19 protein-coding genes are annotated in these 21,396 nt (G+C 60.9%); 8 read left to right on the forward strand and 11 right to left on the reverse strand.

From position 1 onward, the window contains the following. Nucleotides 1-187: 187 nt before the first annotated feature. On the reverse strand, nucleotides 188-928 hold the full coding sequence (locus tag HGP16_RS15295; protein ID WP_409526842.1) for a helix-turn-helix transcriptional regulator: 741 nt from the start codon (nucleotides 926-928) through the stop codon (nucleotides 188-190). A 319-nt stretch (nucleotides 929-1,247) separates the two neighbouring features. Then, nucleotides 1,248-2,057: an IclR family transcriptional regulator gene (locus HGP16_RS15300; RefSeq protein WP_168840879.1), complete on the reverse strand. Its 810-nt coding sequence runs from the start codon at nucleotides 2,055-2,057 to the stop codon at nucleotides 1,248-1,250. Nucleotides 2,058-2,184: 127 nt separating this feature from the next. Between HGP16_RS15300 and HGP16_RS15305 the strand changes: the two genes are divergently transcribed. The 5 genes from HGP16_RS15305 to HGP16_RS15325 all read left to right on the forward strand — a co-directional run bounded on the left by HGP16_RS15305 (nucleotide 2,185) and on the right by HGP16_RS15325 (nucleotide 6,418). Continuing rightward, on the forward strand, nucleotides 2,185-2,955 hold the full coding sequence (locus HGP16_RS15305; RefSeq protein WP_168840880.1) for an SDR family NAD(P)-dependent oxidoreductase: 771 nt from the start codon (nucleotides 2,185-2,187) through the stop codon (nucleotides 2,953-2,955). A 23-nt stretch (nucleotides 2,956-2,978) separates the two neighbouring features. Next, nucleotides 2,979-3,911 carry a 2-dehydro-3-deoxygalactonokinase gene (locus tag HGP16_RS15310; RefSeq protein WP_168840881.1) on the forward strand — a complete coding sequence of 311 codons (933 nt, stop codon included), beginning with the start codon at nucleotides 2,979-2,981 and terminating at the stop codon, nucleotides 3,909-3,911. Further along, nucleotides 3,911-4,546: a 2-dehydro-3-deoxy-6-phosphogalactonate aldolase gene (locus HGP16_RS15315; protein ID WP_168840882.1), complete on the forward strand. Its 636-nt coding sequence runs from the start codon at nucleotides 3,911-3,913 to the stop codon at nucleotides 4,544-4,546. Before HGP16_RS15310 ends, HGP16_RS15315 begins: the two co-directional genes overlap by 1 nt. A 2-nt stretch (nucleotides 4,547-4,548) precedes the next feature. Continuing rightward, nucleotides 4,549-5,436, forward strand: a complete 888-nt coding sequence (locus HGP16_RS15320; protein ID WP_168840883.1) for an SMP-30/gluconolactonase/LRE family protein — start codon at nucleotides 4,549-4,551, stop codon at nucleotides 5,434-5,436. Nucleotides 5,437-5,788: 352 nt separating this feature from the next. Continuing rightward, on the forward strand, nucleotides 5,789-6,418 hold the full coding sequence (locus HGP16_RS15325; protein WP_168840884.1) for a PRC-barrel domain-containing protein: 630 nt from the start codon (nucleotides 5,789-5,791) through the stop codon (nucleotides 6,416-6,418). 127 nt (nucleotides 6,419-6,545) lie between these two features. Here HGP16_RS15325 and HGP16_RS15330 read toward each other — a convergent pair whose 3' ends face one another. After that, on the reverse strand, nucleotides 6,546-7,901 hold the full coding sequence (locus HGP16_RS15330; RefSeq protein WP_168840885.1) for a putative bifunctional diguanylate cyclase/phosphodiesterase: 1,356 nt from the start codon (nucleotides 7,899-7,901) through the stop codon (nucleotides 6,546-6,548). 125 nt (nucleotides 7,902-8,026) lie between these two features. Next, nucleotides 8,027-9,760: a response regulator gene (locus HGP16_RS15335; protein ID WP_168840886.1), complete on the reverse strand. Its 1,734-nt coding sequence runs from the start codon at nucleotides 9,758-9,760 to the stop codon at nucleotides 8,027-8,029. A 460-nt stretch (nucleotides 9,761-10,220) separates the two neighbouring features. Here HGP16_RS15335 and mutL point away from each other — a divergent pair, with 460 nt between their 5' ends. Beyond that, nucleotides 10,221-12,053 (forward strand): DNA mismatch repair endonuclease MutL, encoded by a 1,833-nt coding sequence (mutL, locus tag HGP16_RS15340; protein WP_168841101.1) that lies wholly within the window; start codon nucleotides 10,221-10,223, stop codon nucleotides 12,051-12,053. A 209-nt stretch (nucleotides 12,054-12,262) separates the two neighbouring features. After that, nucleotides 12,263-12,493, forward strand: a complete 231-nt coding sequence (locus HGP16_RS15345) for a DUF2093 domain-containing protein (RefSeq protein WP_168840887.1) — start codon at nucleotides 12,263-12,265, stop codon at nucleotides 12,491-12,493. A 29-nt stretch (nucleotides 12,494-12,522) separates the two neighbouring features. On the opposite strand, the gene lpxK is transcribed toward HGP16_RS15345, so the two are convergent. The 6 genes from lpxK to HGP16_RS15375 all read right to left on the reverse strand — a co-directional run bounded on the left by lpxK (nucleotide 12,523) and on the right by HGP16_RS15375 (nucleotide 18,496). Then, the gene (gene lpxK / locus HGP16_RS15350; protein WP_168840888.1) at nucleotides 12,523-13,572 is read right to left on the reverse strand and encodes a tetraacyldisaccharide 4'-kinase; all 1,050 of its coding nucleotides are present in this window, start codon (nucleotides 13,570-13,572) and stop codon (nucleotides 12,523-12,525) included. Nucleotides 13,573-13,757: 185 nt separating this feature from the next. Beyond that, nucleotides 13,758-14,489, reverse strand: a complete 732-nt coding sequence (locus HGP16_RS15355) for an HAD family hydrolase (RefSeq protein ID WP_168840889.1) — start codon at nucleotides 14,487-14,489, stop codon at nucleotides 13,758-13,760. Between the two features lie 12 nt (nucleotides 14,490-14,501). Continuing rightward, nucleotides 14,502-15,821: a lipid IV(A) 3-deoxy-D-manno-octulosonic acid transferase gene (gene waaA / locus HGP16_RS15360; protein ID WP_168840890.1), complete on the reverse strand. Its 1,320-nt coding sequence runs from the start codon at nucleotides 15,819-15,821 to the stop codon at nucleotides 14,502-14,504. Nucleotides 15,822-15,998: 177 nt separating this feature from the next. After that, nucleotides 15,999-16,244, reverse strand: a complete 246-nt coding sequence (locus tag HGP16_RS15365; protein ID WP_034508466.1) for a DUF4170 domain-containing protein — start codon at nucleotides 16,242-16,244, stop codon at nucleotides 15,999-16,001. A 61-nt stretch (nucleotides 16,245-16,305) separates the two neighbouring features. Then, complete coding sequence (locus tag HGP16_RS15370) at nucleotides 16,306-17,115, reverse strand: 3'(2'),5'-bisphosphate nucleotidase CysQ (protein ID WP_168840891.1); 810 nt, start codon at nucleotides 17,113-17,115, stop codon at nucleotides 16,306-16,308. 28 nt (nucleotides 17,116-17,143) lie between these two features. Then, complete coding sequence (locus tag HGP16_RS15375) at nucleotides 17,144-18,496, reverse strand: TldD/PmbA family protein (RefSeq protein WP_168840892.1); 1,353 nt, start codon at nucleotides 18,494-18,496, stop codon at nucleotides 17,144-17,146. Between the two features lie 149 nt (nucleotides 18,497-18,645). Between HGP16_RS15375 and HGP16_RS15380 the strand changes: the two genes are divergently transcribed. Continuing rightward, nucleotides 18,646-20,466, forward strand: coding sequence for a monovalent cation:proton antiporter-2 (CPA2) family protein (locus tag HGP16_RS15380; RefSeq protein WP_168840893.1), 1,821 nt, complete (start codon nucleotides 18,646-18,648; stop codon nucleotides 20,464-20,466). Between the two features lie 54 nt (nucleotides 20,467-20,520). Here HGP16_RS15380 and HGP16_RS15385 read toward each other — a convergent pair whose 3' ends face one another. Continuing rightward, on the reverse strand, nucleotides 20,521-21,387 hold the full coding sequence (locus HGP16_RS15385) for a patatin-like phospholipase family protein (protein ID WP_168840894.1): 867 nt from the start codon (nucleotides 21,385-21,387) through the stop codon (nucleotides 20,521-20,523). Between the last annotated feature and the right edge of the window lie 9 nt (nucleotides 21,388-21,396).

Raw genomic sequence — 21,396 nt, forward strand, 5'->3', positions numbered from 1 at the left:
CACCATATTTCAAATATTTGATGAGTAATGCCCGGCATGATGGGGCCTGACGTCGGCGATGCTCTTCATCATATTTTATTCGCAGCGCACAAAATTCATTCACGAGCTGCCCGAATCTCGATCAATACATTTAAGTCCTGCCGGCAATTGAAGCTGACGACGGCGGCACCTCAGCGAGCCGCAAGGATCATTTGATCAACCCGACGCGGAGTGCCTTGGCAACGGCCTGTGTGCGGTTGACGGTGTCGAGCTTCTTGGTAGCGCGGTTGAGGTAATGGTTGACCGTGTGTTCGGACAGCGCAAGGATTTCGGCTATTTCCGCGCTGGTCTTTCCGGCCGCAGTCCAATTCAGGCAATCGATCTCGCGGTCAGTTAGGGCATCGACGACGCGAACATCGAGATTGCGGATTTCCGCCAGCCGATCGAAGACGTGAATTGCGATGTAGGAAAGATCCTTGATCTCCTCGGACGAAAAGGGGTCGCGATCCCCGGCCAAAGAGACTGCGCCGCGAAGGCCCGAGGCATCATGGGTCGGCAGATAGAGGAAGCGCGTCATGCGAAAGCGCTCGAACAAGGTGACGACGAGCTGCGATTTGCCTGCCTCGCGATTGGGGCTCGCCACCACCTCATAGATGAAAGGAAGCGTGGAACTGCGCAAGCGCAGCAATGCGGGGCTGGTCGGCAGCAGTCCCTCCTGATCATAAATCGACAGCAGTTCGGCCGGCCAATTGTTGATCACCGAATTGCTCTGCAGTTCGAAAGAGGTAATCGGCGGCAGATTAAGCACCATGAAAGCGCGACAACGATAGGCCTCGGTCAGCCCTTTCATGAAACGGAACACATCAAACTGAGTCTTCAGCCTGCCGATTTCCTCGATATAGTCCTCGCCGCGAGGAGGCGTTCCCGCCTGTACCAGTGCCGCCATCATCAGTCTTCTTTAGTAAAAGAGGAAAAAAATACGAAATTCCGTATCTTGTCCCATGAGATTAATGCACCAGCGCCGCTATCAGGCACCTACCGAAATATAAGTTTTCGAAATTTGTGGCAGCTTCAACGATCGTTACTATGTCGCCTGGTCATAACCTCGCCAATTCCTCTATGATTCCAGCAATCATTTGCGGATAATGGCAGCTCTTCCGCATATCTCAACTGTAAAATTCCAGATAAACGGGCAATTTGGCTAAGGTCCAGCATTGGCAGCATTAAAATTGACAAGCTCTGGGCAGCCGCGACGAGAATTTGCGGAACTAGCGTTTGGGACCCATGCGATTGCGCATATCCATCATGATCGAATCAGCCGCGGCCACCACCAGGGGCGCCCATGCCTGCAAGCTCTGCGGCGTGACACGATAGGCCGGTCCTGTGACCGAGACGCCGGCCAGCATGTGACCGTCATCCGAACGGATCGGAGCCGCAACACAGCATATGCCGCTCTCATGCTCCTCGATATCGAACGCATAGCCGCGCTGCCTGATCTCCGAAATATCCGAGAGCAGCTCTCCGGCGTTGCGAAGCGTCTGTTGCGTGTAAGGGCGGAATTCGAGAGCGGCGATCCGGATCGCAAGCTCGGCATCGTCGAGTGCGGAAAGCGCCGCCTTGCCGACGCCGGTGCAATAGGCCGGCGAGGCGTTGCCAATCTGCGAATACATGCGAACGGACTGCCGTCCCTCCACCTTGTCGAGATAGATGACCTCCGCATCATGCAGAACGCCGAGATGCACGGTTTCGCAGGTGACGTCGTGCAGACGTTGCAAATGCGGCTCGGCAACGGCGCGGAATTCGTTGCGCGCCCAGCTGCGCGAGGCGAGCGTCAAAAGCCTCAGGCCGATGAGATAGCGACCGTCGCGATCGACCTCCAGAAGTCCTTCCTCGACGAGATGTGACAATTGGCGATGCAGTGTGCCGCGCGGCTGATCGGACAGCGAAAGAATGTCCGTAAAGCGCATGGGGCCATCCGCAAGCGCAACGCGATCGAGCAGCGCGACGAGCTTCCCAAGCGTTCCGGTTTCCCGGTCGCCGCGGCCATTCGCTTTCACGCCCTCCGGATTCAGATCCATGCCCTTTCATTTATCGCTGGCACTGCAGCGTTATCCTTGACACGATGGAAGGGTAATCCGATAATTCCACATAGTCAAATGTCGTTCCAGATAATGGAACTTCACGACCTATTCCGGAGGAGAGATCTTGGCTGAGACGCACGCGCAATTTCCCGACCTGAAAGATCGAACCGTGCTCATCACCGGCGGCGGCTCCGGCATCGGTGCAGCCCTTGTAGGGGGTTTCGCCAGGCAGGGTGCGAAGGTCGCCTTCATCGACGTCGCCGAGGAGCCGAGCAAGGCGCTGGCCGCCAGGCTTTCGGCAGGATCCGTCCATCCCGTCGTTTTCTATCACGCCGACCTGCGCGATGTCGGCGCCATCAAAAGCACGGTCGCAGCAGTGGAATCCGATCTCGGCGCAATCCGGGTGCTCGTCAACAACGCAGCCTGGGACGACCGGCACGATATCGACACGACGACCGAGGAATATTGGGACAACAACCAGGCGATCAACCTCAAACAGGTCTTCTTCGTCTCGCAGGCGGCGGTCCCCGGCATGCGGGGCGCCGGCGGCGGCGCGATCATCAATTTTTCCTCGATCGTCTTCAAGACCAACCCGCCGCTGCTGTCCTCCTATGCGGCGGCAAAGTCCGGCATCCTCGGGCTGACCAAGAGCTTTGCCGGGCGCCTCGGCCCTGAGAACGTTCGCGTCAACGCCGTCCTGCCCGGCATGATCATCACCCAGCGGCAGCTCGACCTATGGCTGACCGAAGAGGGCATGGCCAAGACCATCGATCGGCAATGCCTCAAGCGCGTGCTGAGCGCCGAGGATCTGGTCGGACCGGTGCTTTTCCTGGCGTCGGACTGCTCGGGCGCCATGACCGGACAAGCCATCACCGTCGATGGCGGCATCTTCTAACGAAAGACTTTGGAGTATTTCTCATGACCAAGCCCGCATATGTCGCGGTGGACTGGGGCACCAGCAGTTTCCGGCTGTGGCTGATCGGCGAGGACGGCGGCATTCTGGCAGAGCGCCGGAGCGGCGAAGGCATGACCGCGGCAGCCCAGACCGGCTTTGCCAAGGTCCTGCAGGCCCATCTGGATGCCGTCTCGGCACCCGGCGATATCCCCGTCATCGTCTGCGGTATGGCCGGAGCGCGCCAGGGCTGGGTGGAGGCCGGATATATCGACACGCCGGCATCGCTTGCCGCGATCCTCACCGGCGCGGTCGCCGTGCCCGGACAATCCCGTGACATCCGCATCCTGCCGGGCCTTGCGCAGCGCAACCGGCAGGTGCCTGACGTCATGCGCGGCGAGGAAACGCAGCTGTTCGGTGCGATCGTCGCCGATGCCAAGGGCGAACAGCTCGTCTGCATGCCGGGAACGCATTCGAAATGGGTGCGCGTGCTCGACGGCCAGGTGACGGGCTTTTCCACCTTCATGACCGGTGAGCTCTTCGACATCATCACCAAGCACAGCATCCTGTCGCATGCCGTTGCCGGCGCCGCAGACATGCCAGCCGATACCAAGGCATTCGAAATGGCTCTCGGGGCAGCGTTCGACAAACCTGCCCTGGCGACCAACCTGTTGTTCACCGCGCGCTCCGGCCAACTTTTGAATGGATTGACGTCCGCCGGCGCGCAGGCGGTAATCTCGGGCACGCTGATCGGTGCCGAACTTGCCGGTGCGCTTGCGTCAGCCGGGCAGAATGCGGCCATTACGCTTGTCGCTTCCGGCCGCCTCCAGGCTCTCTATGAGGATGCGTTCCGCGCCCTATCTCTTCCCTATACGACCATCGACGCCGATGCCGCCGTCCGTCGCGGGCTTTCCGCCGCGGCCGAAGCGATCTGGTTCAAGAAAGAAAGCAAACACTGATGACGACCCGCATCCCCTTCCCGCCCATGAAGCGCCCGCTCATCGCCATTCTTCGCGGCATCAAGCCGGAGGAAACGGCCGATATCGTCGGTGCGCTGATCGAGACCGGCTTCAGCGCGATTGAAATTCCGCTGAATTCGCCAGAGCCTTTCCGTTCCATCGAGATTGCCGCCAAGATGGCGCCCGCCGATTGCCTGATCGGCGCAGGCACCGTGCTGACGGTTGAAGATGTCGATAGGCTTGACGGCGCGGGCGGCAAGCTGCTTGTCACACCGAATGTCGAGCCTGCGGTCATCAGCCGCGCCCGCGACAAGGGCATGGTGACGATGCCCGGCGTATTCACCGCAACGGAGGCTCTATCAGCCGCTCGCGCCGGCGCCACTGGCCTGAAATTCTTCCCCGCCGGCGTGCTCGGCGCCTCCGGCATCACGGCTATCCGCGCTGTTCTGCCGCCGGAACTCGTCATCGCCGCGGTCGGTGGCGTTTCGGACAAGAATTTTGCCGACTACACCAAGGCGGGCATCCTGGCTTTCGGTCTCGGCACCAGCCTTTACAAGCCTGGAATGACCACGGCAGAGGTTGCCGAACGTGCCAAGGCCACCATCTATGCCTATGATGCAGCCATAGGAGCCTGACTATGACCGATATTCATGATTTTCAGGGCAATATTCTTTGCAACACGTCATCCGTCCTGGGTGAAGGCCCGACCTACGACCCCGACACGGACACCGTCTGGTGGTTCAATATCCTCGGCAAGGAACTGCACGAATTGCACCTGCCGACCGGCAAGAAACAGGTTCACGAGCTGCCGATGATGGCAAGCGTGCTTGCCCGCGTCGATGCGGAACGGCAGATGATCGCCACGGAACAGGGGCTCTTCCTTCGTGATATCGCCACCGGCGAGCTGAGCTTTTATGCGGCGATTGAGGCGGACAAGCCGGAGAACCGTTCCAATGACGGGCGCACGCATATTTCCGGATCGCTCTGGATCGGCACCATGGGCAAGCGCGCCGAGATGCAGGCAGGCGCCATCTATCATGTCGCCGGCGGCAAGGTCACCAAGATCTTCGACCAGATCAGCATTCCGAACTCCATCTGCTTCTCGCCCGACGGCATGATCGGCTATTTCACCGATACGCGCGTCAGCCAGCTCATGCGCGTGCTTGTCGACCCGGAGACGGGACTGCCGACGGGCGAGCCGATCGTCATGGTCGACAGCATGGAAGACCCGGGCGGCCTCGACGGCTCGGTCTGCGATGCCGATGGCTATATCTGGAATGCGCGCTGGGGCTCCGGTTTTGTCGACAAGTACAGCCCGGACGGCCTGCGCATCGAGCGTTTTCGCGTGCCTGCCATGCAGCCTTCCTGCCCGGCCTTCATCGGCAAGAATGCGGACCGGCTGGCCGTGACGACCGCCTGGGAAGGGCTTGATGACGAAGCCCGTTCCATGCAACCCCAGGCCGGCGCGCTCCTGGAACTCGGACTGACCGTGAAGGGCGTCTTTGACCCGCAGTACAAGCTTTGATTGAAAACCCTCCTCAGGCGCTCGGTGCCTGGAGAGGGATTTGCTTTGACGATCAATGCCGTATCAGCATCCGCCGGATTGCGAAAAACCTGAAATCCGTATCGATCCATTTTTCAGTTCAGCCACTCCACAGGTTGTTTTTTGAAACGTCAACCTATTGTTTTCATGCTGTATTTCTACAATTTTCAACTTGCAGCCATCGACTTCTGCAACTTTTGACGGAACTAAAACCCTAGTGAACCATTTGCCTTTATAACCGACACGAGGAATGTCGGTAAATGGAGGTTCCACTCGCGCTGGTAAGCATGCGCACTCGATAAGCATGCCCATCAGAATGAAAGGTAGGTTCACGATGACTGGGAAACTCTTCACTTCTGTCGCTGCAGGCGCAATCTTCGCCACGGCCTCGGTGCTTTCGCCGATGGCGTTCGCTCAGGCGCAGCAACCGTCGAACGGGGGCGCTGGCAATACCGGCAACGCGCCGGTGACGCAATCCGCCCCGGCGACGCCGGACGCTACAAAGCCGGATAGCTCGATGCCGCAGACCAAGGCTCAGGCACCCGCTTCGCCAAGTGGCACCGAACAGGCCGGCTACTTAACCACGCAGTCGGCTGATCAGATCAGTGCCAAGACCTATATGGGCCAGTCGGTCTATAATGGTCAGAACGAAAGCATCGGTAGCATCAACGACCTGATCCTGCAGAAGCAGGGCGGTGTTGTCGCCGCAGTCGTCGGCGTCGGCGGCTTCCTTGGCATCGGCCAGAAGAGCGTCGCCGTACCGTTCGACAAGATCAATGCCACGCAGAATCCGCAGGACGGCACGGTTAAGCTCACGACGACCGAAACGGCCGACTCGCTGAAGGCCGCGCCGGAATTCAAGACGCTGGCAATGCAGGCTTCCGAGAAGGCGGCAAGCTCGGCGGGTACGTCGACAATGCCGGCGACGGACAACACCACGACTTCGTCGACCACCAATAAGTAAAATAATGGTCAATTAAAATAATGGTCAGGCGAATATAGAAGCGGCGGCCCTTCCCGGCTGCCGCTTTCTTTGTTTTTGTGAGAACGAAAAGCCGCTATGCGTTTTTCCTGGACTTCCTGGAGTTCGCCTAGGCGATCTCGCGTTCGTTGCTGAGCTCCAAATAATGGCTTTGCAGATAACGAAGCGTTGCGGCGCTGTCTGCCGGCTTGCCGAAATAATAGCCCTGCCCCATGGCGCAGCCCAGTGACTTCAGTTTCGCCGCTTCGGCATGTTCCTCGATGCCTTCCGCTACTACCCGCAGTTCGAGCCCCTCGCACATGGCCAGCACCGCCTTGATGATATGTTCGGACACCCGATCCGAATTCATACGGGAGACGAAGGCGCGGTCTATCTTAACCTTGTCGAAGATGAATTCGCGCAAGCGCCCGAGACTGGATTGACCGGTGCCGAAGTCATCAAGCGAGACGCGCGCACCCGCGGCGCGGAGATCGGCTATGATGCGATGCGCCGTGTCGGCCGAACTCACGACCGCGGTTTCGGTGATTTCGAGCTCGAGGCGATGCGGATCGAGGCCGGCACGCGCAAGGATGGCAAGGATGCTGCTGCTGGTGCCGGGATCCATCAATTGCGCCGAAGACAAATTGAAGGACAGGAAAAGCTCGCGCGGCCAGGAAAGCGCCGCCTCCGCCGCCTTTCGCAAAAGGGTTTCGGACAGGGCATCGATAAAGCCGCGCTCCTCGGCGAGCGGCACGAAGACAGCCGGGGAAACGAAGCCGAGATCCTGATCGTTCCAACGGGCAAGCGCCTCGAAGCCGACAACCATATTGTTGGCGAGCGAAACGATCGGCTGGAAATGCACATCGATGGCATCCGAAATGATGGCATTGCGCAGCGCCTGCTCGAGCTGCGTTGCGCGCTTCATTTCCTGAGCGATCTCCCTGGAATAGACGGTGATCTGCCCACGGCCGCGACGCTTGGAGCGATAGAGCGCAGTTTCCGCATTTTTCAGGAGGTCGTCGAATTCCTCCCCGGCGAAGGGATGGATGGCGAAGCCGAAAGAGGCGGAAAGCCTGACATTGCGATCGCCGAGATCATAGGGCGCCGAAAGCACCTCGCGGATCATCTGCCCGAACTTCTCGGCCCCGACGCGCTCGAAGACCAAGGGAAGAACAAAGGCGAATTCGTCCCCGTCATGGCGCGTCACCATCGCTCCGTCGGGGATGCAGGCCTTGAGGCGATGCGCGACCTGGCAGAGAATCTCGTCACCGGCTTCGACGCCAAACAGGTCGTTGATCGGCTTGAAGGCATCCAGATTGACGATGCCGATGGTGAAGGGTGCCGGATCGCTGGCCCGTTCGAGCGAAATCGAACGCGTGCGCTCGCGCATGCGATGTCGATTGCCTAATCCGGTGAGCGGATCGGTATAAGCGATTGCCTGTGGCTCTTGACTGACTGGCCCTGGCAGCATTTCAGCCGATTTCATATGCGGTCCCGACGTTTTCTCCACCCTGCAAAAGCATGACGGCGAAGTCTTAACAAAGGATAGCGGGAGGACGGTGATTCAATGCCGGCGATAAGTTGCCGTCACCGGCGATCTCCTTGTAACATTTATCTATTTTGCGCCTTGTGGGGGCTGCGCATATACTTCTGAAACACCGTCTCGATGATGTCGGGACTGACCGGTTTCAGGATGACATCATCCATGCCGGCATCCCCACACTCCTTGCGATCACGCTCGAAGGCCTGCGTCAACACGCCGACGATCGGCGTATGGAAACCGCTGCCTTTTTCCGCGCCGCGGATCAGCCTGGCGGCTTCGAAGCCGTTCAGGCCCGGCAGCGAAATATCCATCAGGATCAGCTCCGGGCGATGCTCCTGCCACAACCGCACCGCCTCATCGCCGCTTGCGGCGATCACGTAGCTGTATCCCAACCCTTCCAGGATCTGCGAAAAGACGATCTGATTGATGTCATTATCTTCGGCAACGAGGATCTGCGCGCGGCGATCATCGCCGGCCGTGCGCCGCCATTCCGGCAGGAGCCCCGATTCCGCGGCATTCCCAGGTTCGCCGCGGATATTGCGGTTGAAATGGCGGGCAATCAGGAAGGCAAGTTCCGTGGCAAGCTGCGAGCCATCCAGCGACAGGGCGGCAAGGTTCTGCCGTTCGGCCAGCTCGATGCCGCGCTTGCCCAGCTGGTTGTCGACAATGACAAGATCGATCTTGACACCGTGCGCGCTCGCCACATCCAGAAACGCCGCCTCTTCATTCTCATTGTGAACGACGCAGGCCTCGAAGCCGTATTTCTCGAGCGTTTTCAGCGCGGCCGTTTCCGCGGCGAAGTCAGCCGTGACGACGAGAACCTTGCGGCCGCTGAAATTTTCCGGGACGAAGGTTTCCATGGCGGCAGGGCGGCGCGTAATGGTCTGCAATGCGGCCATGGGAACATAGGCACGCCGATAGGAGCGGTCGCTGTTTTCCCGGATGTGCGAGGCAAGCGCGAATTCATCGAAATCGCCGCCGTCCTTGGGCAGGTCCTGCATGGTGCAGACCAGGAAATAGCGGCCGGATTTGCCGATACGCTGCTTGCGCGTGACGATATCGCGCTCGATGCCGTCGCGGGCAATCTGGCGCTGCCGCGAGATCGACATCTCGCCGGTCTCGATCACATGTCGGTCGCTCTCGTGGAAGCGATTGGCAAGATCCGTGGAAAACAGATCGAGGCTCTTGCGGCCGCGCACCTCATCGGCCGCGGTCTGGTATTTGTCGCAGAACGCCCTGTTGACCGCGACATAGATGAGATTCTGGTCCTTGACGAACACCGGGAACGGCAGGTTGTCGAGAACATCCTCGGTGAGCTGCACGCGCTCCATATCGACGCGCCACTGCTCCTCGCGCTTCTTTGCCTCGGAGACGTCGGAGATGATGCAGAAGCCGATGCCGGAGGATAGCCGCCGCTTGCTGATACGCACCCAACGGTCGTCGGTGAAATGCTCCGTCGTCTCGAAACGCTCGCGCCAATGCGAGGCGATGCGCTGCGATATCCAGCTGTCGCGGTTGGCGGCCGTCTTGGCCTGATTTGCCTGAGGCCGCATGCCCGTGTCGAAGACGGCACCGAGGAAGTCGCGCAATCGCGTCGACGGCTGCAGGTATTCCGGTTGGATCGGGAAGAAATTCAGAACCTGGCGGCTGGCGAACAGCAACAGATCGTTCTTGTCATAGGCGAAGAAGGCGCTGGAAAGACCGTCACAGAAAGCGTCGAAGAACATCGCCTGCAGATTGCCGCCGAAGGGCGCATCCGCGGTCGCCATTGCCAGAGCTGCCTTGTCAATCTCGGCAGTCATTCGTCCGATTCCCACACTCTACCAGTTTCACAGCACGGCGAACCGACGGTGCGGCGTTCGCTCTAAAAGACATGTTTGAAAAGTTGCATGCTGGCCTGTGCACTTGAAGCAGATGGCACCTGGCTCATGGAAGTTGACGGCCACCAACCTGCCATCAAGAGCCGTCAGCATGCACGAAGCGCGCCACCTGCAGTCATTTCAAGCTTCTCGTCCCACAACCTGTCATCATTCCCTTAAACATTGATTAAATTTCTTAACAAAGCCCCTGGGACGATAACGCCGAAAAGTGTCAGCGGTTTTCGGAGGACATCATGCTCTCTACCTATTTGATTCCAACGGATTCTGCTTTCAGACCGATCCGACCTAAAATCGTTCGGCGCCGGAACGGAAACGGGTGGATGAAGACAAGCCGATCGCCTTTCCTCTTTTCACGCTGCCGCGAATCCACGACAATGACACCATGGCCATCAAGCAACTCTCCGAAACACTGATCAACCAGATCGCTGCCGGCGAAGTCATCGAACGCCCGGCAAGTGCTGCCAAGGAGCTGATCGAAAACGCGCTGGATGCCGGCGCGACGCGGATCGAGATCGCGACCGCCGGCGGCGGCAAGGCCTTGCTGCGGGTGACCGATAACGGCTCCGGCATGGGAGAGGCCGACCTTGAGCTCGCAGTCCGGCGCCACTGCACCTCGAAGATCTCCGAAACGTTGGAGGATATCCGCACCCTCGGCTTCCGCGGCGAAGCCCTGCCTTCCATAGGCTCGGTGGCAAAGCTTTCAATTGCCAGCCGCAGGGCGGGTGCGAACGGCGGCGCCGAGATTGCCGTTGCCGGCGGCAAGGTTCTGCATCTACGCCCGGCGGCCGCCAATACCGGCACGATCGTCGAGGTGCGCGACCTGTTCTTCGCCACCCCGGCGCGCCTCAAATTCCTGAAGACCGAGAAGGCGGAGGCGGCCGCGATCACCGAGGTCGTCAAGCGCATGGCGATCGCCTTTCCACGCGTGCGCTTCGTGCTGTCAGGCAGCGACCGCTCGACGCTAGAACTCCCAGCGACCGGTGACGATCATCTTGCCCGCATGGCGCAGATACTTGGCGCCGAATTCAAGGACAATGCCATTGCGCTCGACGCCGAGCGCGAGGATGTGAGCCTCACCGGCTTTGCTGGCGTGCCGACCTTCAATCGTGGCAACTCGGCGCATCAATATGCCTTCGTCAATGGCCGGCCGGTACAGGACAAGCTGATCCTGTCGGCGATCCGCGGTGCCTATGCCGAAACCATTCCCGCCGGGCGCTATCCCATTGCCGTGCTTTCATTGACGCTCGATCCGGCGCTGGTCGACGTCAACGTGCACCCGGCCAAATCCGATGTGCGCTTCCGCGATCCGGGGCTGGTGCGCGGCCTGATCGTCGGTGCCGTTCGCGAAGCGCTGGCGCGCGAGGGCGACCGCGCCGCGACGACCGGCGCCGACGGCATGTTGCGCGCCTTCACCACCGGGCGCTCCGGCTTTCAGCCGGGTTGGCGACCCTCGCCGCCCCCGACGCCTTGGACGGCCGAAACGTCGCCGTCCCGTCCCTATGGAAGCCCCGCAGCTACGGCGGGCTACAGATTTGCCGAAAGACCGCAGGCGACCTTCGAGGGACTTGTCATGCCCACCGCGCGTGCCGAGGTGGCGTCCCCGGTGGAACCGGTGCGGGCCGAGGAGCCGGCGCGCTTTCCGCTGGGGGCTGCCCGCGCGCAGCTGCACGAGAACTATATCGTCGCCCAGACGGAGAACGGGCTTGTCATCGTCGACCAGCATGCAGCGCACGAGCGGCTGGTGTTCGAGGCCATGCGCAAAGCCCTGCATTCGAAACGCCTGTCCTCGCAGGTCCTGCTCATTCCCGAAATCGTCGACCTGCCCGAAGAGGATTGCGACCGGCTGATGGCGTTTGCCGAGGAACTCGGGGAGCTTGGGCTTGCCATCGAGCGCTTCGGCCCCGGCGCAGTTGCCGTGCGGGAGACGCCGGCCATGCTCGGCGAGGTCGACGCGCAGGGCCTGGTGCGGCAGCTAGCCGACGAGATCGCCGAATGGGATACCGCCGCCGGCCTTGCCGCCAAGCTGGAATATGTCGCCGCAACCATGGCCTGCCACGGTTCGGTGCGATCGGGCAGGCGTTTGCGCCCGGAAGAAATGAATGCGCTTTTGCGGCAAATGGAGGCCACGCCCGGCTCCGGACAGTGCAATCATGGCCGGCCAACCTATATAGAGCTGAAGCTCTCGGACATCGAGCGGCTCTTCGGGCGCAGCTGACAGCAGCCGTTTCCAAACGGAACTTTTCCGGGAAATGGTCTGGAAAAGTTGCGCTTGCTGCATAATTTCATCCTTAAGTCGAAATTGGTTTAGGGATAAAATTATGCAGCAGATTTAAAGTGCTACAGCGACCTTTGCGCGTCATATTTGACGCGCGGCGCTGTAGTGCGGTATGGCAAACAGATGACAGAGATCAAGGACGGCGTCAGATGAATCTTTTCGAAGGACATGGAAACCGCGAGGCGAAGGTTCGCTATCTCGACGGCGATTTCCAGATCCTGATGCCTGGCTCCTACGTCATCTGCGCCATGACCGGCAAGCACATCGCTCTCGATGAGCTGCGCTACTGGAGCGTTGCCCGGCAGGAGCCCTATGCCGATGTCATCACCTCGCTCGAGGCCGAGAAGCGCGCCGGCGCGCTGCCTAATCAGAAGCGCTGATTTTCCGCGCTGGATAACTGAACCTGGCTTTAAGCTGCTTTGCTGTTGCGCTTTTCCCGCAAGCGCCGTTCGCGCGCGGCCGCGATCGCCCTGTCGATGATCAGTGCCGGCGCCCCCGGATCATCAAAGACCATGTCGATCTCGATCACCTTGCAGCGCTGCAGCAATTCGCCGGCGCGACCATGATGTCCGATCAGGCGCACGTAGTCCTTGGACGTGGTGACGATCTCCAGCCCTTCGCGCGAGGCTATGTCGAGCATGTCGGTGACGTCGTCTTCGCCGAGATGTTCATGATCGCCGAAGCTGCGCCGGACGGCGATATCGGCCCCCAGCGTCTCGACCGTGCGGAAAAACTTGGCCGGATCGGCAATACCAGCAAAGGCGAGCACCTTGCGGCTGCGCAAATCCTCCTGCCCGCGCACTCTAACGCTCGCGGCAAAGAAGGGCTTTCCGGCCCTTGCCGCAAGCCGAACGACGCGATCGGCGGCATTGCCCTCGCCGACCTTCAAAAGGGCGGATGCGAAGAGAAGCTGGGTGCGCAGCGGCGCACGCACAGGACCGCCAGGAACGAGATGGCCGTTGCCGACGCCTCTGCCGGCATCGATCACCAGAAGAGCGTAGTCGATGGCAAGATGAGCGCTCTGGAAACCGTCGTCCATGATGATGAGGTCGGCGCCCTCGCGCACGAGCCTTTCCGCGCCATCGGCCCGACGACGAGCAATCACCGTCAGCGCCTCGCGGGCAAGCAGCAGCGGCTCGTCGCCGACGGCCGTGGCGTGGTGATGCGTGGGATCGACGATCGTCGTGACATCGAGCGATCCGCCGTAGCCTCGGCTCAGGAAGCCCGGCTTCAGCCCCTTGGCCTTTGCAGCCTGGGCGAGCGCAAGTGCCGTCGGCGTCTTGCCGGCACCGCCGACGGTGAAATTGCCGACGCAGATGACCGGCACCGGCACGGAAGCGCGTTTGCTATGCACCATGCGGTGCCCGGCGATGCGGCCATACAGGAAGGAAAAGGGCGAGAGCCCCCAGGCACGCCAATCCGGTTTTCGCCACCAGAAAGGTGGGGCTTCCGATACCATGCGTCTAATCCAGCCCTATTCTTGTGCCGCCAGGGCGTTTCCGTTTTTCTTCAAATCGCGAAAACGCTCTAGCCTTTGTTTCTAAGCAATTCCGGACGGAAAACCGCTACGCCCTTTTCCCGGAATTGCTCCAGCAAGGCGGCAAGAAAAGCCGGATTGCGTGAAAAAGCAAGCCATTGCCAGGATCAGGCCGATTGGGCGACCGGCATGAGCAGGCTTTCCAGCTCGGTAATGTCGTTGAGGCAATAGTCCGATGCTGCCGTCAGCGTTTCGCGCGAGCCGGTGCCCGTCAGCACGCCGACGGTCAGACCGACGCCGGCGTTGCGCCCCATATGGAGGTCGTGATTGTTGTCGCCGACGACTGCGACCTGCGCCGGCGAAAGGCCCGTCGCCGCATAGAAGCCGAGTACCATGCCCGGCTCCGGCTTGGTGCCGAAACCGCTGTCATAGCCGGCAATGTAATCGAGATAGTCGATGAAACCGAAGCGGCGGGCCGTCTGGCGAATGGAGCGTTCGTTGTCGCTGGAGGCAACGCCGAGCTTGTAACCCCGCTCATGCAGTCGGCGAAAGAAACCGGCGAGATCGGTGACCGGCGAAGAGAAGTCGGCTGTGTGCGCGAAGAGCGCATCGAGCTTCTCCACCAGCTCGGCGACATCCATTTTCGAGCCGGCGGCCACCAGCCCCTCGGAAATCTGCCTGGTGTTGCCGGCGGCCAGCAGGCTGTCGGGCACGATATGGCCGGAGATCGGGTCCATGCCACATGCGGAGAGCAAATGATCGGCGAGAAGCGGATCGTCCCCGGCGGCGATCCTGGCGAGCTCGCGGTTGACCGGCAGCCAGCTCTGGTCATAGTCGAGCAGCGTGCCGTCCTTGTCGAAAAGAATGCCCGCAATCGCTCCCAGCTTGACCGCCGCCATGCCCTTCCCTTCTCAACCGTTCGCCATCGTCTTCGGCATCAGCCGCGCTTTCACCGAAAGCGGATTGATATAGGGCTCCAGCCCCTTCACCGTTGCCGCCAGCGCACCACGCATTTCATGCACGGCTGCGAAGCCGGCATCGATCATGCTGCGTCGTGCCGTGTCGTTGGTCAGCAAATAATGCACGCCGCGCGCCAGCATCTCGGTGTCGCGCACCATGCGGGCGCTGCCGCGACGGGCAAGCAACTGATAGGAGTCGCGGAAATTCTGGACATGGCCGCCGGTCAGGATCGCGCAGCCGAGCATGGCCGGCTCAAGCGGATTCTGGCCGCCTTCGTTGAACAGCGATTTGCCCATGAAGGCGACTTCGGTCATCCGCAGATAAAGCCCCATCTCGCCAATCGTATCGCCGAGGAAGACGTCGACTTCAGGCGAGAGAATATCGTTGCGGGTGCGGCGCGCCACCTTCAGACCCTGTTCCGCGAGCATCGCCTCGATCGCGTCGCAGCGCTCGGGATGACGCGGCACGATGATGGTGAGCTGGCCGTTGTGCTCCTTCAGCATCTTGTGGACGGACGCCGCGGCATTTTCCTCACCGTCGAAAGTGGAGACCGCGGCCCAGGTCTTTCGGTCGCCGACCTGCTTCATGTAGCCGGCAAGCGTCGGCGCATCGTGGGACGGCGCGTCCGTATCCACCTTAAGATTGCCCGATCTGATCACCTGCACGGCACCGAGATCACGGAAGCGTTCGGCGTCGAGGTCCGATTGAGCCACGACCAGGGCCAGATTTTCAAACAGCGCCTCGGCAAGCGTGGGATGGCGGCTCCAGCGGGCAAAGGAGCGATCCGACATGCGGGCATTGACGAGGATTTGCGGAATGCGCCTGCGGCCGAGCTCCGTGATGGTCGTCGGCCAGATCTCGGATTCGGCGAAAATGGCGCAATCGGGCTGCCAATATTCGAGGAAACGCTTAATGGCCGGCTTAAGATCGAGAGGAACATACTGATGGATGACCTCCTCGCCGAGGCGCTGATGCGCGACCTTGGCCGAGGTGATCGTGCCCGTCGTCAGAATGACGTGAATGTCGCGGCGGCGGATTTCGCGGATCAACGGGATGACGGCCGATGTCTCGCCGACGCTTGCCGCATGGAACCAGATCAACGGCCCTTGCGGACGATTGGCGCTCGCATAGCCGGAGCGTTCCAGTTTGCGGGAGCTCTCCTCCTTGCCCTTCGCCGCCCGAACAGCGAGATAAGGCCCGATGAACGGATAGACGGCGATCCCGCCAAAACGATAGGCGCTCAAGGCAAGACGCGCCCTGAGGCTACTCATTTCGATCGCCTCCTATCCCAGCTGATCATCATCTATGCCAAATCCCGATTGTCAGACGGCCGAGTAAGCAGCCGGATTTTCGTTCTTATTGTGTCAAGGATACTGCTTCATGGCCGGATTTAAAGCGAGAACGCCTCACCGGATGGAGATATCAAATGCAAATTCGGTGATGCGGCCTCAGGATGCCGCTTTTTCCTGCGGATCGAGCAAGCGATGCAGATGGACGATGAAATAACGCATGTGAGCGTTGTCGACAGTCTGCTGCGCCTTGGACTTCCAAGCCGTCAGCGCGCTCGCGTAGTCGGGATACATGCCGACAATATCGAGCTCGTTGAGATTCCGGAATTGAACTTCTTCGAGGTTTTCCAATTCACCGCCGAAGACGAGGTGCAGGAGCTGCTTTTTGCCGCTGGTATCAGTCATTTTCGTCTCTTTCTACTATCGTCCCCCTCCGCTCTTCATCTGAGGGATTTTGACCGAAAGGTCAACCGTCTCGTCGGTGAGAAAGCTGACGGAGAAACTCCGGTAATTGCGATGCCGATGCCCCGCAAAGTTCGTCATGCGATACCTCGGCGCGATTGTAGCGCAAGGCATTGCCCGCGAGATCCACGAGGGCACCGCCGGCCCGCTCCAGAATAAGATCGGCGGCCGCCAGATCCCAGTCATGCGAGTTGCGCTTGACGATGGTTCCTTCGAGCCGCCCATCCGCCACCATGGCGAGACGATAGGCAAGCGAGGGAACATGCTTCACCCGCTCGACCGTCTTGCGGAAGTCAGGATCGAAGCTCTTCAGCATATCCTCGCCGGTCGCCAGCCGATGGATGGCATCGCCGACCCTATGGGAAACGCTGATCGGCTTGCCGTTCTTCAGAGCCTGCCCATCGGTCGTCGCCACGAACAACTCGTCCAGCGCCGGCGCGTAGAGAACTCCCGCCACGGGCCGCCCATCGGTGACGACGGCAACGCTGACGCACCAGAGATCCAAGCCTGAGAGAAATCCTCTGGTGCCATCGATCGGATCGACGACGAAGACGGTCTCGTGCTTCAGCCGCGCGGCATCGTCATCGGTTTCCTCGGAAAGCCAGCCATAATCCGGCCGCGCCGAGCGCAGGGTGGCGGCAAGACTTTCATTGGCGGCGAAATCGGCAGCGCTGACCGGGGACTGGCCGTTATTCTTCCACCAGACCTCCGGCGACTGCCGGAAGAAACCGAGAGCGATCTTGCCCGCCTCGAGCGCGGCACCCACGATCAGGTCCACATCGCTCAACCGGCCGGCCTTCTGGCTATCGATCATTCACAAATTCCAATCTCCGCTCGTTTTTTCAGCGGCCAGCCAACGTCATGCCTTCTATCGCAAGCGTCGGAGCGGCGACACCGAAATCGCGATCGATGTCGTTCGCCGGCGTCACGCGCATGAACATGTCCTTCAGGTTGGAGGCGATCGTCACCTCCGAAACCGGGAAGGTCAATTCGCCGTTCTCGATCCAGAAGCCGGTCGCGCCCCGGCTGTATTCGCCGGTGATCATGTTGACGCCTTGGCCGATCAGCTCGGTGACGTAGAAGCCCGTTCCGACGCTGCGGATCAGCTCTTCCGGCGAAATATCGCCCGGCTCAAGCGCGAGATTGGTGGACGCGGGCGATACAGCGGTGCCACCGCGCACGCCGCGGCCATTGGTCTTCAGGCCGCCGCCGATTTCCCGCGCCGTCGCCGTGGATAGGAACCAGGACTGCAGCACGCCGTCCTCGATCATGACGAGCCGCTTGCCGGACACGCCCTCGCCATCGAAGGGCCGCGAGGACGGGCCGCGCACGATTAGCGGATCGTCCGTGATCGAAAGGCCTGATTTCAGCACCTGCTGGCCCATCTTGTCGCGCAGGAAGCTGGTCTTGCGGGCGACGGAAGCGCCGTTGATCGCGCCGGCGATGTGGCCGACGAAGCCGCGCGCGACGCGCGGATCGAAAACGACGGTGACGTTCTTGCCCGTCGGCACCTGGCGCGGATTGAGGCGCTTGACCACACGTTCGCCGGCGCGACGGCCGATTTCCTCGGCCGCATCCAGCTCGGCAAAATAGAGACGGCTGTCGAAATCATAGTCGCGCTCCATCCCGGTGCCTTCACCGGCGATGACGCTGACCGAGCGCCCGAAGCGGGAACCCATATAATGGCCGGCAAAACCATGCGACGTGACGAGCACCAGGCCGCCCATGCCGGCGGAAGCGCCGGCGCCGGAGGAGTTGGTGACGCCGGAAACGGCGAGTGCGGCCGCTTCGGTCGCAAGCGCTGCTTCCCGCAGCTGCTCCGAGGAGACCTCGGTCGGATCGAACAGTTCGAGATCAGGATAGCTCTTGGCAAGATCCGCCTCATCGGCAAGGCAGGCAAAAGGATCTTCGGGCGAAACCCTGGCCATGGCGACCGCACGCTCGGCAAGAGCGTTGAGATCGAAGCCGGGATTGGCCGAAACGCTCGCCACGCGATTGCCGACGAAGACCCGCAGCGAAAAGTCGTCGCTTTCCGACGACTCCGTGCCCTCGACCTTGCCGAGGCGGACGCTGACGGAATGGGCTCTCGATCGCACCACGACGGCATCGGCCGCATCCGCGCCGGCTTTCCGGGCGAGATCGATCAATTGGCTGGCGCGGGAAAGCAGAGCGGCGGAATCGATTTCAGAGGTCATGACTTGGCCTTTCCTTCGCGTTCCATTTATTGTGCACTACATGAAGCATCAAGGGCGGCAAAGCCGATTCTTGTTCTAATCCCTTCACGCATGGTTGTTTATCATGATCATGCGTCGCAATACCGCCTGCCCATGGAAAGAAATAGACGATGTCCGCCACCAATAGTCTCTTCACCGAAACCCTGATGCTGCTCGGAGGCGCCGTCGTTACGGCGCCGATCTTCAAGAAACTCGGATTGGGGACAGTGCTTGGCTATCTTGCGGCCGGTGTAGTGATCGGCCCGATATTGCACGGCATCGGCGACAGCGAAGCCGTTCTTGCCGTGGCGGAGCTGGGCGTCGTCTTCCTGTTGTTCATCATCGGCCTGGAATTGAAGCCCTCGCGCCTCTGGCAGATGCGGCGGGATATTTTCGGCCTCGGCTCGGCGCAGGTGATTTTAAGCGGTCTCGCCCTGATGTTTGCCGCCTATCTCGGCGGAATTGCCGGATGGAAGGGCAGCATCATCATCGGCTTCGGCCTGGCGCTCTCCTCGACCGCCTTTGCCATGCAGATTCTGGAACAGCAGGGCGACGTCAATACGAAATACGGGCAGCGTTCCTTCTCAATGCTGCTGCTGCAGGATCTTGCCATCGTGCCCCTGCTGGCGCTCATCACCGTTCTCGACGGACCGAAGGAAACCACCAATCCGCTCCCCGATCTTGCGATCGCGATCGGCGCCGTGGCGGCAATGGTTATCGCCGGCCGCTATCTGCTGACGCCGCTGTTCCAGGTGATCGCGCGCACCGGCGCGCGGGAAGCGATGATCGCAGCCGCCCTCTTCGTCGTCATGGGTTCTGCGACGCTGATGCAGCTCGCCGGACTTTCCATGGCGATGGGCGCCTTTCTCTCCGGCGTGATGCTTGCCGAATCCTCTTATCGTCACGAACTGGAAGCCGATATCGAGCCCTTCCGCGGCGTGTTGCTCGCTATCTTCTTCATTGCCGTCGGCCTGTCGCTGAAACTCGAGGTGATTCTCGACAATTGGGTGCTGATCCTGCTCGCCGTCCCGGTCATGATGATCATCAAGGCGATCGTGATCTATGCCCTCTGCCGCGCGACGGGCTCGCCGCGGAATGATGCCGTCCGCATCGCCGGCCTGCTGCCGCAAGGCGGCGAATTCGGCTTCGTGCTCTTCAGCGCCGCCAGCGCCAGCGGCGGCCTCTTCTCGGCCAACACCGCGTCGATGCTGATCGCCATCGTCACGCTGTCGATGGCGCTGACACCGCTAAGTTCCGCGCTTGCGAAGCGGCTGATGAAGGGCGACACGCAGGAGGAGCTGGACGAGGACTTCGAAGGTGCCGGCTCCGACGTACTGATGATCGGGTTTTCGCGTTTCGGCCAGATTGCCGCGCAAATCCTGCTTGCGAGCGGCCGTGACGTGACCGTCATCGATTTCTCCGCCGACCGCATCCGCCAGGCATCGAGCTTCGGCTTCCGCATCTATTTCGGCGACGGAACCCGCAAGGACGTGCTGCGCTCCGCCGGTATCGACCGCGCCAAGATCGTCGTCGTCAGCACGCATTCGCGGGAGGTGACCGACAAGATCGTCGAGCTCGTGCAGACCGATTATCCGCATGCGCGCATCTTCGTGCGCTCCTATGACCGCGTTCATTCGATCGAGCTGCGCCACAAGGGCGTCGATTACGAGCTGCGCGAGACGCTGGAATCCGGTCTGCTCTTCGGCCGCCGCACCCTGGAAGCGCTTGGCGTCAGCGAGGCCGAAGCCTATGAGATCGGCGAGGATATCCGCAAGCGCGATGAGCAAAGGCTGGTGCTGCAGGTCAGCGAAGGGCTGCAGGCGGGCACCGACATGCTCTATTCCCGCCCGGTCAAGCCGGAGCCGCTGGTCAAGCCGAAACGGGCCGCCGATACCTACAGCGACGTCGACGATCTGGTGGCGTTGCCGCAAGAGGAGCCGGAGCGGGTTTAGGCTGCCGTTTGTGCAGCCAGGGAAAGTGGCGTCACTCAATTCCCGTGAGCCGCTCTAATTCTTCGCCGTCATCACGCGGTCGAGGGCAAATTTCAGTTCGTCCTTGACGCCAGCCGACATGGCGAGGATATCGCGCGCCTTCAGGAAATCGAGGACGCCTGTGCGGCCGACGGCCGGGCGCAGGAAAATCTGCGGTGCCTGCAGGCGCAGCTTCAGCGCAATGTTTGACTGCATGGTTAGCTGGCCTGCCCCGAACAGGCTTTCAATGCGGTTCGGAATATGCCGGCCGCCGCCTTCGGGACCGCCGACAACATCGATGCCGATGATGATATCGGCAAGTCCGGCGAGATGCTCGTAAGGAACCGGGTTCATGATGCCGCCGTCGATCATCACGCGATCCCCGAGTCTGACCGGCATGAAGACGGCGGGAATGGCGGCGGAAGCCGCAAGCACCGGAAAGAGCTCGCCCTTTTCGATCACGACTTCAGCCTGATCGTAGTAATCCGTTGTCACCACCTTCAGCGGTATGTGCAATTCCGAAAAATTCTCCGGAAATGTGGTCGGCAGGAACGTGCGAAGGATGCGTTCGAGATTGAACTGGCCGAACCGGATGCTGCGCATGTTGACCGGCCGCAAGCTCCAGATCTTGTTGAGCACGGCGGGACGATTGCCGACCGTTGCAAGCGTATGGTCGCGGATTTCCGCGCCGGTCATGCCGACCGCCATGGCCGCGCCCATGATCGAGCCGATGGAAGAGCCTGCTATCGCGACCGGGCGGATGCCGAGTTCGTCCAGCGCCTCGATGATGTGAATATGGGCGAGCCCGCGCGCGCCGCCGCAGCCGAAGGCGACCGCGACGCTCGGCATGCCGGAGGCGGCAACCGGGTAATCGCTGCCGACGAAATCAGCATAATCGCCCATATCCTTCTC

Source organism: Rhizobium sp. P40RR-XXII, from assembly GCF_012641405.1.
Classification (GTDB): domain Bacteria; phylum Pseudomonadota; class Alphaproteobacteria; order Rhizobiales; family Rhizobiaceae; genus Rhizobium.

What these genes read in the sequence shown, in the direction of transcription:
- HGP16_RS15310 (WP_168840881.1), top strand. Translation starts at nt 2,979, where the DNA reads ATGACCAAGCCCGCATATGTCGCGGTGGACTGGGGCACCAGCAGTTTC.
- HGP16_RS15300 (WP_168840879.1), bottom strand. Translation starts at nt 2,057, where the DNA reads ATGGATCTGAATCCGGAGGGCGTGAAAGCGAATGGCCGCGGCGACCGG.
- lpxK (WP_168840888.1), bottom strand. Translation starts at nt 13,572, where the DNA reads ATGGTATCGGAAGCCCCACCTTTCTGGTGGCGAAAACCGGATTGGCGT.
- waaA (WP_168840890.1), bottom strand. Translation starts at nt 15,821, where the DNA reads ATGAGTAGCCTCAGGGCGCGTCTTGCCTTGAGCGCCTATCGTTTTGGC.
- HGP16_RS15380 (WP_168840893.1), top strand. Translation starts at nt 18,646, where the DNA reads ATGTCCGCCACCAATAGTCTCTTCACCGAAACCCTGATGCTGCTCGGA.
- HGP16_RS15365 (WP_034508466.1), bottom strand. Translation starts at nt 16,244, where the DNA reads ATGACTGATACCAGCGGCAAAAAGCAGCTCCTGCACCTCGTCTTCGGC.
- HGP16_RS15330 (WP_168840885.1), bottom strand. Translation starts at nt 7,901, where the DNA reads ATGAAATCGGCTGAAATGCTGCCAGGGCCAGTCAGTCAAGAGCCACAG.
- HGP16_RS15320 (WP_168840883.1), top strand. Translation starts at nt 4,549, where the DNA reads ATGACCGATATTCATGATTTTCAGGGCAATATTCTTTGCAACACGTCA.
- HGP16_RS15315 (WP_168840882.1), top strand. Translation starts at nt 3,911, where the DNA reads ATGACGACCCGCATCCCCTTCCCGCCCATGAAGCGCCCGCTCATCGCC.
- HGP16_RS15295 (WP_409526842.1), bottom strand. Translation starts at nt 928, where the DNA reads ATGATGGCGGCACTGGTACAGGCGGGAACGCCTCCTCGCGGCGAGGAC.
- HGP16_RS15375 (WP_168840892.1), bottom strand. Translation starts at nt 18,496, where the DNA reads ATGACCTCTGAAATCGATTCCGCCGCTCTGCTTTCCCGCGCCAGCCAA.
- HGP16_RS15385 (WP_168840894.1), bottom strand. Translation starts at nt 21,387, where the DNA reads ATGGGCGATTATGCTGATTTCGTCGGCAGCGATTACCCGGTTGCCGCC.
- mutL (WP_168841101.1), top strand. Translation starts at nt 10,221, where the DNA reads ATGGCCATCAAGCAACTCTCCGAAACACTGATCAACCAGATCGCTGCC.
- HGP16_RS15370 (WP_168840891.1), bottom strand. Translation starts at nt 17,115, where the DNA reads ATGATCGATAGCCAGAAGGCCGGCCGGTTGAGCGATGTGGACCTGATC.
- HGP16_RS15345 (WP_168840887.1), top strand. Translation starts at nt 12,263, where the DNA reads ATGAATCTTTTCGAAGGACATGGAAACCGCGAGGCGAAGGTTCGCTAT.
- HGP16_RS15325 (WP_168840884.1), top strand. Translation starts at nt 5,789, where the DNA reads ATGACTGGGAAACTCTTCACTTCTGTCGCTGCAGGCGCAATCTTCGCC.
- HGP16_RS15335 (WP_168840886.1), bottom strand. Translation starts at nt 9,760, where the DNA reads ATGACTGCCGAGATTGACAAGGCAGCTCTGGCAATGGCGACCGCGGAT.
- HGP16_RS15355 (WP_168840889.1), bottom strand. Translation starts at nt 14,489, where the DNA reads ATGGCGGCGGTCAAGCTGGGAGCGATTGCGGGCATTCTTTTCGACAAG.